The sequence below is a fragment of the Rhizobium sp. BK377 genome, from assembly GCF_014193935.1.
Lineage (GTDB): Bacteria > Pseudomonadota > Alphaproteobacteria > Rhizobiales > Rhizobiaceae > Rhizobium.
The window spans coordinates 781,035-793,953 of record NZ_JACIAC010000001.1; the positions used below are offsets into that span (position 1 = coordinate 781,035).

14 protein-coding genes are annotated in these 12,919 nt (G+C 61.2%); 6 read left to right on the forward strand and 8 right to left on the reverse strand.

The window, feature by feature from the left end; translation table 11 throughout:
• The first annotated feature begins 233 nt into the window (after positions 1-233).
• Positions 234-1,760 (forward strand): ABC-F family ATP-binding cassette domain-containing protein, encoded by a 1,527-nt coding sequence (locus FHT92_RS03915; protein ID WP_183822662.1) that lies wholly within the window; start codon positions 234-236, stop codon positions 1,758-1,760.
• A 279-nt stretch (positions 1,761-2,039) separates the two neighbouring features.
• Here the strand turns inward: FHT92_RS03915 and FHT92_RS03920 are convergent, their stop codons facing one another.
• From FHT92_RS03920 to FHT92_RS03930, 3 genes are all read right to left on the reverse strand, one after another.
• Positions 2,040-2,816 carry a VOC family protein gene (locus FHT92_RS03920; protein WP_183822664.1) on the reverse strand — a complete coding sequence of 259 codons (777 nt, stop codon included), beginning with the start codon at positions 2,814-2,816 and terminating at the stop codon, positions 2,040-2,042.
• A gap of 52 nt (positions 2,817-2,868) precedes the next feature.
• Entirely contained in the window at positions 2,869-3,333 is a 465-nt protein-coding gene (locus FHT92_RS03925; protein ID WP_183822666.1) for a DUF1579 domain-containing protein, read from the reverse strand.
• A 129-nt stretch (positions 3,334-3,462) separates the two neighbouring features.
• Positions 3,463-4,191, reverse strand: a complete 729-nt coding sequence (locus tag FHT92_RS03930) for a thioredoxin family protein (protein ID WP_183823815.1) — start codon at positions 4,189-4,191, stop codon at positions 3,463-3,465.
• Between the two features lie 105 nt (positions 4,192-4,296).
• Here FHT92_RS03930 and FHT92_RS03935 point away from each other — a divergent pair, with 105 nt between their 5' ends.
• The 3 genes from FHT92_RS03935 (at position 4,297) to FHT92_RS03945 (ending at position 6,215) form a co-directional block, all read left to right on the forward strand.
• Positions 4,297-4,740, forward strand: coding sequence for a MarR family winged helix-turn-helix transcriptional regulator (locus FHT92_RS03935; RefSeq protein WP_183744928.1), 444 nt, complete (start codon positions 4,297-4,299; stop codon positions 4,738-4,740).
• Positions 4,741-4,849: 109 nt separating this feature from the next.
• Entirely contained in the window at positions 4,850-5,257 is a 408-nt protein-coding gene (locus FHT92_RS03940; protein ID WP_183744931.1) for a MerR family transcriptional regulator, read from the forward strand.
• A complete protein-coding gene (locus FHT92_RS03945; protein ID WP_183823817.1) occupies positions 5,226-6,215 on the forward strand; it encodes an aldo/keto reductase in 990 nt (329 codons plus the stop codon). The genes FHT92_RS03940 and FHT92_RS03945 overlap by 32 nt, the downstream gene beginning before the upstream one ends.
• Before the next feature lie 94 nt (positions 6,216-6,309).
• Here FHT92_RS03945 and FHT92_RS03950 read toward each other — a convergent pair whose 3' ends face one another.
• Positions 6,310-6,732, reverse strand: a complete 423-nt coding sequence (locus FHT92_RS03950; protein ID WP_007818814.1) for an organic hydroperoxide resistance protein — start codon at positions 6,730-6,732, stop codon at positions 6,310-6,312.
• 128 nt (positions 6,733-6,860) lie between these two features.
• On the opposite strand from FHT92_RS03950, the gene FHT92_RS03955 reads away from it, so the two are divergent.
• Positions 6,861-7,337 (forward strand): MarR family winged helix-turn-helix transcriptional regulator, encoded by a 477-nt coding sequence (locus FHT92_RS03955; protein ID WP_183822668.1) that lies wholly within the window; start codon positions 6,861-6,863, stop codon positions 7,335-7,337.
• A gap of 60 nt (positions 7,338-7,397) precedes the next feature.
• On the opposite strand, the gene FHT92_RS03960 is transcribed toward FHT92_RS03955, so the two are convergent.
• Positions 7,398-8,798, reverse strand: a complete 1,401-nt coding sequence (locus tag FHT92_RS03960; protein WP_183822670.1) for an MFS transporter — start codon at positions 8,796-8,798, stop codon at positions 7,398-7,400.
• Positions 8,799-8,921: 123 nt separating this feature from the next.
• Here FHT92_RS03960 and FHT92_RS03965 point away from each other — a divergent pair, with 123 nt between their 5' ends.
• Positions 8,922-9,884 (forward strand): LysR family transcriptional regulator, encoded by a 963-nt coding sequence (locus tag FHT92_RS03965; protein WP_183822672.1) that lies wholly within the window; start codon positions 8,922-8,924, stop codon positions 9,882-9,884.
• A gap of 153 nt (positions 9,885-10,037) precedes the next feature.
• Here the strand turns inward: FHT92_RS03965 and FHT92_RS03970 are convergent, their stop codons facing one another.
• From FHT92_RS03970 to FHT92_RS03980, 3 genes are all read right to left on the reverse strand, one after another.
• Positions 10,038-10,763 (reverse strand): L,D-transpeptidase, encoded by a 726-nt coding sequence (locus FHT92_RS03970; RefSeq protein ID WP_183744941.1) that lies wholly within the window; start codon positions 10,761-10,763, stop codon positions 10,038-10,040.
• A 175-nt stretch (positions 10,764-10,938) separates the two neighbouring features.
• Positions 10,939-11,751: a L,D-transpeptidase gene (locus FHT92_RS03975; RefSeq protein ID WP_183822674.1), complete on the reverse strand. Its 813-nt coding sequence runs from the start codon at positions 11,749-11,751 to the stop codon at positions 10,939-10,941.
• Positions 11,752-11,899: 148 nt separating this feature from the next.
• The gene (locus FHT92_RS03980; RefSeq protein ID WP_183822676.1) at positions 11,900-12,823 is read right to left on the reverse strand and encodes an alpha/beta hydrolase family protein; all 924 of its coding nucleotides are present in this window, start codon (positions 12,821-12,823) and stop codon (positions 11,900-11,902) included.
• Positions 12,824-12,919: the final 96 nt, after the last annotated feature.

Here is a 12,919-nt window from a genome sequence, read left to right on the forward strand (position 1 = left end):
TCCGGCATCATCGCCAGCGTGGCCCAGTCAACGCCCTGCAGATGCGTTTGCAGGGCTGACCAGAGACCGTTTCTCGTAAATCTCTTCCTGGTCTGCCCCCAGTGGCACTGCTGCACCTGAATGCCCGCCGTTCAAGCTGCAGCATTTCATAATCCGCCAAGCATAACGCGCTTTCCGTCGATGGCTGCAAGCCCCGGATAGGCGCGATCGCTTGGCAAGACCAGGATCCGATCATGACCCTCATCAATATCCGCAATCTCGGCATCGTTCTGTCCGCCCCGCTGTTTTCGAAACTCAATCTCGTCGTCAATGCCGGCGACCGGATCGGCCTCGTGGCGGCGAACGGGCGCGGCAAATCCACCCTGCTCCACCTCATGACGGGCAAGCTGGAACCGACCGAAGGCGAGATTACGCGGGCGCGCGGGCTCACCATCGGCCATGTGGAGCAGAATATGTCACCGGCACTTCTCGACGCCAGCTTCCGTGACGCCGTGCTTCTCGCCCTTCCTCCTGACCAGGCTGACGGCGAAAGCTGGCGTGCGGATGTCGTGCTGGAATCGCTCGAAGTGCCCGAGGAATTGCGCGAGCGGCCGCTCCGACAGCTCAGCGGCGGCTGGCAGCGGCTGGCACTGATTGCCCGCACATGGGTGAACGAACCTGATGTGCTGCTGCTCGACGAGCCGACCAACCATCTCGACCTCGAAAAGATCGCGCAGGTGGAAAACTGGCTGAACGCATTGCCCCGCGATACGCCCGTGATCATCTCCAGCCACGACCGCGCCTTCCTCGATGCGACGACCAACCGGACGCTCTTCCTGCGGCCGGAGCAATCGCCGGTCTTCTCCCTGCCCTATAGCCGGGCGAGAGCGGCACTCGACGAGGCGGACGCCTCCGATGCGCGGCGCTACGAGAAGGACATGAAGACGGTCGAGCAGTTGCGGAAGCAAGCGGCCAAGCTCAACAATATCGGCATCAATTCCGGCAGCGACCTGCTGGTGGTCAAGACAAAGCAGTTGAAACAGCGCGCCGAAAAGCTGGAGGAAACGGCAAAGCCCCCGCATCTGGAGCGTTCAGCAGGCGCGATCCGTCTCGCCAATCGCGGCACGCATGCCAAGGTGTTGGTCACGCTTGAGGATGCAGAAGTCACCACGCCTGACGGCATGCTGCTCTTCCGAACGGGAAAGCAGTTCATCTGCCAGGGCGACCGCATCGTGCTGCTCGGCCTCAATGGCGCCGGCAAGTCGCGGCTCGTCTCCATGCTGCGCGCGGCGATCGCCGAGCCTGAAACGGCAAAGGCCGGCATCAAGGCGACACCCTCGCTGGTGCTCGGCTATGGCGACCAGTTGCTTGCCGATCTCAGCGATGCCGACACGCCGCTGCAAACGATCATCCGCCGCTTCGATGTCGGCGACCAGCGGGCGCGCTCACTGCTTGCCGGTGCCGGCATGACGATCGAGATGCAGAGCAAGCCGGTCAAACTGCTCTCGGGCGGGCAGAAGGCACGGCTCGGCATGCTGGTGCTCAGGCTGACGCAGCCGAACTTCTACCTGCTCGATGAGCCCACCAACCATCTCGACATCGAGGGGCAGGAAGCACTGGAAAGCGAGTTGCTGGCCCATGAGGCAAGCTGCCTGCTCGTCTCCCACGACCGCAGCTTCGTGCGCGCGGTCGGCAATCGCTTCTGGCTGATCGAGCGGAAGAAGCTGGTGGAGGTGGAGAGCCCGGAAGGCTTCTTTGCGAGCGTTGGCGGGGCTGGGTAACAGGGTTTGAAGGCTACAATTCGTCGCCAGCCGCGTCGTGTGCCCTCTCATCCGCCCTTCGGGCACCTTCTCCCCAATGGGTAGAGGGGAGTTGCGGCAATAGCCTATTCTTGCCGCCGCCATTTGTGATGGAGAGGCAGTGCAGCATATCCCTTCTCCCCAGCGGGGAGAAGATGCCGGCAGGCAGATGAGGGGGCCACACGGCACATGTTCCAAGTCTTCGTTCCTGCCGTTTTCAGGAACGAAGAAGCGCGAGATGCATGCGCCCTATTTTGCGACTTATCGCTTGCCCGCCGAAAGGCAGAAATAGGCGCCTTGCGGGTCCACTGCCTGGCAGACCCAGCCGCCGGGGACTTCCATGGGGCCGTTGACGACCTTGCCGCCGCCGGCATTGGTGCGCTCGATCGCGGCATCGAGCGCCGGCACGGTGAAATAGTGGGACCAGAAGGCCATCTTGACTTCGGGCGGGCGGGTCATCATGCCGCCGGTCTGTTTTCCATGTTCGGCGAAGATGTGGTAGACGCCCATCGGCCCCATGTCGAAGTCCTGATCCTTCGTCCAGCCGAAGAGCTTGGAATAGAAGTCGAACGCCTTCGCCCCGTCATTGGCGTAGAGCTCGCGCCAGCCGACATGGCCGGGCGTGTCGAAGGGCAGTTCCGGCGGCGGATTTTCCATCGGCAGCGGCGTCATGATGCAGAGCACAGCTCCGTCAGGATCGGCTACCACGGCAAAGCGTCCTATGCCTGGAATATCCGCCGGCTGGCGGCGGACGGTACCGCCGTTTGCCGCGAAGTCGCGTGCCGACTGATCGACATTGTCGACGGCGACATAGCCGGTCCAATTCGGCGGAATGCCCTGCCCTTCCAACTCTGCGGGAAAAGGCATCATGCCGGCCACTCTGACGCCGTTCGCTTCGAAGATCACGTATTCCGGCTGGTCTTCGGCCGGCATTTTACTGGACGTCCAGCCAACCACCGAGCCATAGAATTTCGCCGCCGCATCCGGATCCGGCGTCATCAGTTCGCACCATATGAACTTGCCATGCGTATTGGACATCGTGTTCTCCTCGGTCCACGCTTGAGTTCTGTCTCCTGGCTTTCATGCAATTTCAGCCCTTGCGGGTATATCTGGCTTCCATGAACTGCTTCCAGGTGCCATCAGGCTCCCTGGTGCTCGATGTGAAGGTTCTGACGTCGTGGTCGAGGAAGGTGATCTGCTCGCGATAGTCAGCAAGGCCGCTGCAGTCGAAGGCCGGCCCCCTCGTATACAGCGACAGCACGTTGCCTGACGGCTCGACCTCGCCCTCATAGGTCCACATGTAATCCATCATGGAGCCGATCCAGCTGCCGACGTACTTGCCTTTGCTCGGGTCGTAGCCGAGGGTCAGGATCGTCGTCGCCTGCTTGCCGTCAGTCATTTCGCCGCTGCCTTCAGCGACGAACCAGATACCCTGCAGGGAACGAACGGTCTCTTCCCAAGGCTTCTGACCGGTCATGTCTGGAGCGTTGACGGTCCATTGGCCGACCATTCTCTCCAGAAAACTATGCTCCTTCAGCACTTCTGCAGTCTTCATCGTCCTTCTCCTGCGGATGATGGCTGGCTAGAGCATTTCCGTGTTACTTCGAGTCCCGAAACTGCTCTGTCTCACTGCTTTCACGCAATTCCGGATGCAAGACCGCTGCGTACTTTAGGTTGAATCGAATTAGTGGCAGCTGGATGAGGCCTTGGGGGCTTCCTCATATTCGTCGTGGCGCTTCACGAAATCCATGGTCGAATCTTCGTTGCGACCCTTGGGGGCGTGATCCAGGATCATCAACGTACCGAGCAATTCTTCCGCACCTCGGGCATAGCTCGAATAGGTATGAAACACTTCGCCCTTATCATTTTTGTAGAAGGCGGAAAGTCCCGGCAGTTCGTCATTGGCATCAGGGGGCGCTATCGGAGAGAAATTATAAAAGACCTTGTCCTTGGCAAGGTCTTCAGGCGTGAAAGATACGTGATAATGGAAGTTGAAGTCGCTGCCGAAGGACGAAACCCAGGGGAACTTCCATCCCATGCGCTGCTTGTAGGCCTCGATCTTGGCGAGCGGCGCGCGGGCGACGGCAACGAGAGTGACGTCGTGGTGGTTGAGGTGAGGCAGTGTGCCGTCGAGGTGATCGGCCAGGAACGAGCAGCCAGGGCAGCCGGCTTCCCATTCGGGGCCGAACATGAAGTGATAGACCATCAGCTGGCTGCGGCCGTCAAAAAGATCCGCGAGCGATTTCGGGCCGTCGGGGGTGTCGAACGTATAGTCCTTGTCCACCTTCACCCAGGGCAAAGCCATGCGCTCGGCATTCAGCTTGTCCCTGAGATGGGTTGCCTCCTTCTCCTTCAGGAGAAAGGCGCGGCGGGCTTCGAGCCACTCCTCGCGGGAAACGACGGGATTTTGAATCACCTTGTTCAACATGGTCTGCGCCCTCCTCCGGCGCGGCCGGACTTTTCCGACGGACAGTCTCCTCGTCTTGACTAAATACATTGATATCAATAGAAATAGGCTATGTCAAACGTGACGATTCCTTTCTCTACGACGCTTCTGGTGCGGGATACGTGTCTGTGCCTGCATGTGCAGCGTGCCGCCCGTGCGCTCGCAAGGCTGTTCGACGATGCGCTGCGGCCTGTCGGCCTTACCAACGGCCAATTCTCCCTGCTGATGTCCCTGAACCGGCCGGAGCCACCGCCCATGGGGCCGGTGGCGAACCTGCTCGCCATGGACCAGACCACGCTGACGGCGGCGCTGAAGCCGCTGCAGCGCAAGGGTTTCGTCGATATCGTGGCCAACCCGAGAGACCGGCGCGGCCGCCTGCTCCGCCTGACGGATGACGGGCGAGCGGCACTGCAGAAGGCCTTGCCGATATGGGAAAGCACACATGCTGCTCTGGAAACGAAGCTGCCGAACGGCAATGCGGATGAGCTGAGGCGGGACCTGCAGTACCTGGCTTGATCCTGCAAACCGGAATCTGACGACCGCAAAATAAGCAACAAAAGCCTCTTGACTTAGAGTGCGCTCGAAGCCGTAGCTTCGTTGGCGTCGTGACGAGAACAGGTGTCTCATGAAGATCAGTGACCTCGCGAAACGGTGCGGTTTGTCGGCTCATACGCTGCGTTATTACGAGCGTATCGGCCTGCTACCCTATGCCGACCGCGACCGATCCGGACAACGCGACTACGACGCTTCCATCCTTTCCTGGATCGAATTTCTCGGCCGTCTGAAGACGACCGGCATGCCGATCCGCGACATGCTGCTTTATGCAAAGCTTGCCGACAGCGGGAAAGCCACTTTCAGCGAGCGTCGCCAGATGCTCGAGGAGCATCGCGAGCGTGTCCGGGCCCATGTGGCCGATCTCGAAGCCTGCCTTCGCGTCCTCGACGGCAAAATCGCCTCCTATGCGGAGGCGGAAGAAAGGACGAGAGATGAGAAACGAAACATTGCAGACACGCCGGCTCGGGCACGGACTTGAGGTCGGATCGATCGGCCTCGGCTGCATGGGCATGAGCTGGGCCTATGGCGCGACGAAAGCGGACAGGGGCGAGGCGATTGCGACAATCCATCATGCGCTCGATCGCGGCGTAACCCTGCTCGATACGGCCGATGTCTACGGCCCGCATACCAACGAAGAGCTAGTGGGTGAAGCGATCAGAGGCCGGCGAGAGCAGGTGGTGCTGGCAACCAAATTCGGCATCGTACGCGGATTGGAAGCAATACCTGGCACCCAGACGGTCAACGGGCGGCCCGACTATGCCAAAGCTTCCTGCGAAGGATCCTTGCGGCGCCTCGGCGTCGGCCACATCGACCTCTATTATCTCCATCGCGTCGACCCCCACACACCGATCGAGGAAACGGTCGGCGCGATGAAGGAGCTCGTCGAAGCAGGCAAGGTCAGGTATATCGGCCTGTCGGAAGCCAGCCCTGAAACGATCCGCCGAGCGCATGCCGTGCATCCCGTCACGGCTGTCCAAAGCGAATATTCGCTGTGGTCCCGCGACCCTGAAGGTGGCGTGCTGCAGACATTGCGTGAACTCGGGATCGGGCTCGTCGCCTATTCGCCGCTCGGGCGCGGCTTCCTGTCGGGCGCCATCCGATCCATCGACGATCTTGCGCCTGACGATTACAGGCGGACCTCGCCCCGGTTCATGGGTGACAATTTTGAGCGTAACCTCGAACTGGTCGCTGTGGTCGAAGAGATTGCGCATCGCAAGGGCGTAACACCGGCGCAGCTGGCGCTTGCCTGGGTGATGGCGCAGGACGAGAACATCGTTCCGATCCCCGGCACCCGCCGCCGCAGCCGGCTGGACGAGAATCTCGGTGCGGCCGCCCTTGATCTGACGGCGCAGGATCTCGAGGAAATCGCCAGTGCCCTGCCCCGCGCGGTCGGAGATCGCTACGGCGAAATGGGCATGCGCGAAGTCAACGGCTGAATTCCGAAACAAAGGAACAGCAGGCGGCGTATTGAATTCAAACGAAAAGGCCGGAGCGCTGCCCCGGCCCTTCTCAATCGATATTACAGAATAATCAGGCGACCGTGACCGGAACTTCGGTCGAAGTGCGCATCGCGTGGCTGTAAGGGCAGACAATATGGGCGGCCGCCGCAAGCTTTTCGGCGGTTTCGCGGTCGACACCCGGGATGTTGACGGTCAGGGCCACTTCGATGCCGAAGCCGCCGCCATCTTCACGCGGGCCGATGCCGACGGTTGCGGAGACGGTGGTTTCCTCGGGAATCTTGACCTTTTCCTTGCCGGCCACAAATTTCAAGGCACCGAGGAAGCAGGCGGAATAACCGGCCGCAAAGAGCTGTTCGGGATTGGTGCCGGTTGCGCCGTCGCCGCCGAGTTCCTTCGGTACGGTCAGCGTGACGTCGAGAACGCCGTTTTCGGAAACGGCGCGGCCTGCGCGGCCACCGGTGGCGGAAGCTTTGGTCGTGTAGAGAATAGGCATGATAATCTCCTTTGGTTGGCCCTGTTCGTTCGGGTTGAGTTTTTAATAACGTCCAATTAAATTGCACGCAAGTGAATTTTGCAAATTGCATTCGGAATTTGAAAAGAGGACAATGAAGACGTCTAGGGATGGCAGCGATGAAAGCAAGAACGGCGAAAGTGATGGAAATACCGGAAGAGGAAAAGCGGCTGGAGAAGCAGCTCTGTTTCGCGGTCTATGCGACGGCGCATGCCTTCACCCGCGCCTACAAGCCCATACTCGACAAGGTGGGCCTCACCTATCCGCAATATCTCGTCATGCTGGTTCTATGGGAAAAGGCCGAACTGCCGGTCAAGACGATCGGCGAGCAGCTCGACCTCGATTCCGGCACGCTCTCCCCTCTCCTCAAACGGCTGGAGCAGAACGGTCTCATCAAGCGCACCCGCGATTCCCGCGACGAGCGGCAGGTCATCGTGTCGCTGACGCCGAAAGGTCAGGCGATGAGGGGCGAGGTCAATACGATCATGTCGTCGATCGGCGAGGCGATCGGCTGCACGCTGGAGGAAATGGCGGTCATGCGCGACATGCTGACCCGGCTGCGCGGAAATCTCAACGCAAGCACATAGGCCGCGACTGAGCACGGCCTGAAAGAGGATGCCCGCGCCACCCGGCGCGGGCAATTTGCATTATTCTGCTGCCTGATAGGCCTGCGGGCGAAGCGTTGCGGTCTTCGGGCCGACAGCGGCAAGCAGGGTGATCAGGATCGCCAGCAGCGCCACGAAGACGATGCCGCCGACATAGGGATCCCAGCCGAAGTGCGGGGCCGCGGCGAAGATGGCGGAAGCGGCCGCAAGCACGATGCCGCCGCCGATCTGGAAGGAAGCGAAGAGCAGGCCGGAGGCAAGGCCGGACTTGTCTTCCTCGACATCAGACAGTGCTGCAACCTGGATTGCCGGATAAGTCATGGCATAGCCGACGCCGAGCGGGATCTGGTTGAGGGCAACCAGGATGATCGGATCGATGTGGCCGACCAGAGCAACCCAGAGGATATAACTCGTCGCCTGCAGCCCGAAACCAACCGCCATCAGGCCTGTCGTGCCGCGGTTCTGCGCCACAGTTGCAAAACGCGGCGCAAGGAACATCACGCAGACACCGCCGAAAGCGAAACAGAAGCCGGTGGCAAAGGCCGACCAGCCGATCACATCCTGATAGTAGAGCGTCGCGATGAACTGGAAGCCGACATAGGCGCCCTGGAACAAAGCGGCGATGGCATTGGCATGGCTGAGCTTTGCCCGGCGGAAGATATGCAGCGGCACCATGGGATCGGCATGGCGCGATTCCACGATCAGGAAGAGCGCGATCAGCACTGCGGAGGCGACGAGCGAACCCCAGGTGAAGAAGTCATTCCAGCCGGCTGCGGCAGCGTTGGTAATGCCGAAGACGAAGAGCAGCAGGCCGGGGGTGATCGTCAAGGCACCCGCCCAGTCGAAATGCTTGCGTCCCTCGCCGCGCCGAGCATCCGGAGGCAGGACAAAGGGAGCGATCGCCAGCGTGAGGATCGCGACCGGAGCGCCCATGACGAGCGTTGCCCGCCAGCTCACGAGGGTGGCGGCACCGCCGAGCACCATACCGAGCACAAAGCCGGTGGCACCCGTCGAGGCGAAGACGCCGAGCGCCTTGGCCCGCTTTTCGCCCTCGCCGAAGACGGAGAGCAGCAGGGCGAGTGCCGCCGGCGCGGTGAAGGCGGCAGCAATTCCCTTCACCAGGCGGGCAGCGATCAGCGTCGGCCCGCTATCCACGAAGCCGCCGGCAATGCTGGCGGCCGCGAAGATGCCAAGCGACCAGAGAAAGACGCGGCGGTGGCCGAAGAGGTCGGCGACGCGGCCGCCAAGCAGCAGGAATCCACCGTAACCCAGCACATAGGCGCTGACGGCCCATTGAAGCGAGGTTGCCGGCATACCAAGTTCGGTCTGGATGGCAGGCAGGGCGACCCCGATGGTGGACACATCCATGGCGTCAAGGAAGTTCGCAGCGCAGAGCAGCAGCAACGCCAGGCCGGCTCCGCGTGGAGATGGGGAATTGGTCATCAATCTCGGTTCCTTCTTTGCTGACGCCTTCACCGGGAGGCTGGCGGGCGGCAGGGAACGAGAAAATGTACAGCTTCAAACTCTATTGCAAATTGATAGTAGCCATGTCAGGTATTACTCATAATGATGAATGACGCTGTCCTTCGCAAAATCGATCTGAACCTTCTGCTTGCCTTTTCAGTGCTGATGCAGGAGCGCAATGTCAGCCGTGCAGCCGAAAGGCTGTTGCTCGGCCAGCCCGGACTTTCCGCCGCGCTCAAGCGATTGCGCGAGGCGCTGGACGACGAGTTGTTCATACGCGTCGGCCGCGGCCTGCAGCCGACAGCGCGGGCGCTGGCCATCGCACCGGCGATCGAGGATGCTCTTTCCGGCATCGAACGGGCGATCCGCCCGCCCAAGGGTTTCGACCCATCGACCTGGCAGGGTGAATTCCGCGTCGGCATGTGCGACAATCTGGAAACCGCCTTCTTCGGCCCGCTGGTTGCGCGGCTGCGTCAGCTTGCGCCGGGCGCGCGGCTCGTTGGCGTGGCAGCCGACAAACGCGATGCGGCGCAGATGCTTGATGACGGCGCCTACGAATTCAGCATTTCCGTGCATGGCGAACCCGCCTCCTGGCATATCCGCAAGCCGCTGTTCGAGCAGTGCTCGATCGCCATTTACGATCCGCAGCAATTGAAGCTGAAGCCGCCGATCAGCGTCGAGGATTTCGTCGCCGCACCGCATATCGCCATCTCCTTCGTCGGCAGTGCAACGACGGCAGTCGATGCCGCGCTCGACAAGGTAGGCTTGAGCCGCAATGTGGTGGCGACCGTTCCCCGTTATTCGGCCGTGCCGCCGGCGCTGAGAGCCATGCCGTCGATCGCCATCGTGCCGGAATCGCTCGGACGCTGCATGGCGCAGCTTCACAATCTCGAGGTCTCGATGCCGCCGATCGAACTGCCGGCCGATCCCGTGTCAATGCTGTATCGGCGGGTTGACAGGGCGGATGAGCGGGCGTCGTGGTTTCGGCAGTTGTTTGTCGACGTGGCGGACAAGGCGCTGCTTGCTTCGGGGTGCAAGGCTGGGATTTGCGCCGAGGCGGCATAATTTGATTTCGAAGCCAAACAAAAAGCCGCCCGTTTGACGAGCGGCTTTTTTGTTTTTGGTCGGGCACCCTTCCAGCCCTTCGCTTGGGCTCAGGGCGTTCGTCGTTACAATCGATTCACTGGATCGATTGTTGCCGCTCCGCGGCATCACTCCTCACTGCCAAACAACGATCGGGGTTTTGTTGGGGACGCGATCGTAGAGGTCGATGATGTCTTGGTTAAGCAGGCGCACGCAGCCCGATGAGACGGCCTTGCCGATGGAGCGCCATTCGGGATTGCCGTGCAGGCGGTAGAGCGTATCTTCACCGTCGGAGAAGATGTAGAGCGCGCGCGCACCGAGCGGATTCAAGAGCCCTGGCTCCATGCCGCCACGCTCGATCGAGTATTTCGCAAGCTCCGGCTGGCGGGCAACCATCTCATTCGGCGGCTTCCAGCGTGGCCATTTCTGCTTCCACTGGATGACGCCATTGCCCGACCACGCAAAACCTTCGCGGCCGATGCCGACGCCGTAGCGCATCGCCATGCCGCCGGGCTGGACGAGATAAAGGAATCGCGAGGGCGTATCGACGACGATGGTACCGGGCGGTTGGCCGGTCGGATCCACGACCTGTTGGCGATAGTAGCGCGGGTCGATCTGCTGGTAGGGAACGGCGGGGATGAGGAAACCGCCGTCTTCGATTGGGCCGTACATGACGGCAAGTTCTGCTTCGCTGGGTACGCTCGTCGTCTGGAACGCGCGGAAGGGCGAACGGTAGCTGATCGACATGCCACCATTTTCGACCGTGTTCGAAGTGGAGGCACAGCCTGCCAGCGCGGAAGCCGCTGTCAAAGCCGAAAAGGAAAGGAAGCTACGACGGGAGAGGGGTTTATCGAGGCTCATGACGCGGGACTGATTTCCTTCGTGATGCGGGGCTTGCCATAAACGCAGCTCACCCCTGATTCGTCCAATGCCGAAATCGACAAAGAAAGATCTATCGGCTTATGCTGAATAAACCATAGCATCACGCAGACGTGTGCGGCTTCGGACAGACGATCTCGCCCGCTCTGTTGCAGCCCTACATCACCACGATCTCGGACTTGGCTGGCACGCGGTCATAGAGGTCGATTACATCCTGATTGAGCATGCGCACGCAGCCGGAGGAAACCGCCTTGCCGATCGACTGCCAGTCGGGCGTGCCGTGGATGCGATAGAGCGTGTCCTGGCCGTCCTTGAAAATATACATGGCGCGGGCGCCGAGGGGATTTGCAAGGCCCGGATTCATGCCGCCATTTTCCGCCGAGAAAGGGCGAACTTCCGGCTGGCGGGAGACCATTTCGACCGGCGGCGTCCAGCGCGGCCACTTCTGCTTCCATTGGATGACGCCACGGCCTTTCCACGCGAAGCCCTCCCGGCCGAGGCCGACGCCGTAGCGCATCGCCTTGCCGTTGCCTTCGACGAAATAGAGGAAGCGGTCCTTGGTATCGACAACGATCGTGCCCGGTCGCTCGTTGGTCTGGTAATCGACCTCCTGGCGCAGATATTCCGGATGGATGCGAGTGGCGGGAATGGCCGGCAGCGTGAAATCGCCGTCCCTGACCTGGCCGTACATGCCCATATCCAGGTTCAGCGGGTTGCTGACCGGCAGGCCGTAAGTCTGATGGAACTGCGTCTTGTAGAGTTCGCGCGTCTGCGGCACCGGCTGATCAGGGATCGGCTTGACGCGGCGCGGGTCGACGCCGGGCGGCTCGTAAAAGACCGGCGAGATTTCCTGGACGAAGCGCGCAGGCGAATCGGCTGCGACATCGGGAACGAGAATGTTGCAGCCGCTGAGCGTCATTGCGGCAGCCGCGAGCCCGGCAAAGGGAAAAGCCCGGCGCAGAAAATTCATCAAACCACCCTCATCAGCGATAACAGAGACAGCATAATCTGCTCGCAGGATGGCATTCGCGGCTGGCGCGAGGCTGGTGGCCGACGCTAAAAGCCGGCTGAAAAAGCATGATGATGCGGGGCCTTGCCGGACCCGCACCCGACAGTCATCACGCCGCCACACCGTGGAAGAACTGGATGCTCTGAGCGATCTCGGCCGGCAGTGCCGAGGTATGGTTGCCGACGACAGTATTGGCTTCGATATGCGTGCCCGCCGCGCGAGCGCGAGCGACCAGCAGATCGGCGCGATCGTTGAAGTGAGACTCTTCGGTGCCGTGCAGCACCCGCACCGGGCATTTGAAGCTGTGCGCGTAGCAAAGCGCCGTGCGCACCTCGAATTCATGTGCGTTGGAATCGTCGAAGCGGATGTCCTCAGGGTAGCGGTTGAAGAAGCGGAAGGCATCTGCGTTGCCCGAGATTGGCACCGCAGCCCGGAACTGGCGGGTACTCATCGCTGTCAGCATGGTCAGCGTGCCGCCGATGCTGTGACCTGCGATGAAGAGGCGCTCGGGATCGACGCCCGGCAGGTGGCGCAGGCGCTCGGTCGCGGCTAGCACGTCGTCTACCTCGTCATAGAAGCCTGAGAAATTTCCCATCTGGCCGTTTTCGCCGCGCAAGGACGGCATCATCACGACATAATCGGCATCGATGTAAGGTTTCACGAGCTGCCAATGGCCGATACCCATGGCATTGCCGCCATGAAGAAAAAGAATACCGGGCTTCGCCTTGTGCTCACGCTTGTATTTGGACACCCAGGCGGTCAGCTCCAGCTCCCCGCCATAACCGGAGCGGTAAAAGATCCGATCGGCATCGGCGGGTGCTGCCAGCGGCTCGTATTTGTCCGGCGCCGGCCCCTTCTGCAGCAGCTTCGTGCGGAAGTGACGACGAACGCTGGCATAGTCATGCTTAGCGAGCCTCGGGACGTCGGGCACGTCGAAGGCTTTCGCAAGGTTTGGCAGCAGAAGAGAGCCGGCCATGCCTGCAAGCAGGCCGCGGCGTTGACGGAAAAAGGCATTTCGTTCTTGCGAGCTCATACGCGGCACCCATCGTTTCCCCGGCTCAAAAAACCTGCACCGGAAGAGCGCTGCCGCCAATACACATGCTGTTGAAAACGTGGTGTCTGCGTCATT

Coding starts and splice junctions, on each gene's coding strand:
- FHT92_RS03915 (WP_183822662.1), top strand. CDS start 234: ATGACCCTCATCAATATCCGCAATCTCGGCATCGTTCTGTCCGCCCCG.
- FHT92_RS03920 (WP_183822664.1), bottom strand. CDS start 2,816: ATGTCCAATACGCATGGCAAGTTCATATGGTGCGAACTGATGACGCCG.
- FHT92_RS03925 (WP_183822666.1), bottom strand. CDS start 3,333: ATGAAGACTGCAGAAGTGCTGAAGGAGCATAGTTTTCTGGAGAGAATG.
- FHT92_RS03935 (WP_183744928.1), top strand. CDS start 4,297: ATGTCAAACGTGACGATTCCTTTCTCTACGACGCTTCTGGTGCGGGAT.
- FHT92_RS03940 (WP_183744931.1), top strand. CDS start 4,850: ATGAAGATCAGTGACCTCGCGAAACGGTGCGGTTTGTCGGCTCATACG.
- FHT92_RS03950 (WP_007818814.1), bottom strand. CDS start 6,732: ATGCCTATTCTCTACACGACCAAAGCTTCCGCCACCGGTGGCCGCGCA.
- FHT92_RS03955 (WP_183822668.1), top strand. CDS start 6,861: ATGGCAGCGATGAAAGCAAGAACGGCGAAAGTGATGGAAATACCGGAA.
- FHT92_RS03960 (WP_183822670.1), bottom strand. CDS start 8,798: ATGACCAATTCCCCATCTCCACGCGGAGCCGGCCTGGCGTTGCTGCTG.
- FHT92_RS03965 (WP_183822672.1), top strand. CDS start 8,922: ATGATGAATGACGCTGTCCTTCGCAAAATCGATCTGAACCTTCTGCTT.
- FHT92_RS03970 (WP_183744941.1), bottom strand. CDS start 10,763: ATGAGCCTCGATAAACCCCTCTCCCGTCGTAGCTTCCTTTCCTTTTCG.
- FHT92_RS03975 (WP_183822674.1), bottom strand. CDS start 11,751: ATGAATTTTCTGCGCCGGGCTTTTCCCTTTGCCGGGCTCGCGGCTGCC.
- FHT92_RS03980 (WP_183822676.1), bottom strand. CDS start 12,823: ATGAGCTCGCAAGAACGAAATGCCTTTTTCCGTCAACGCCGCGGCCTG.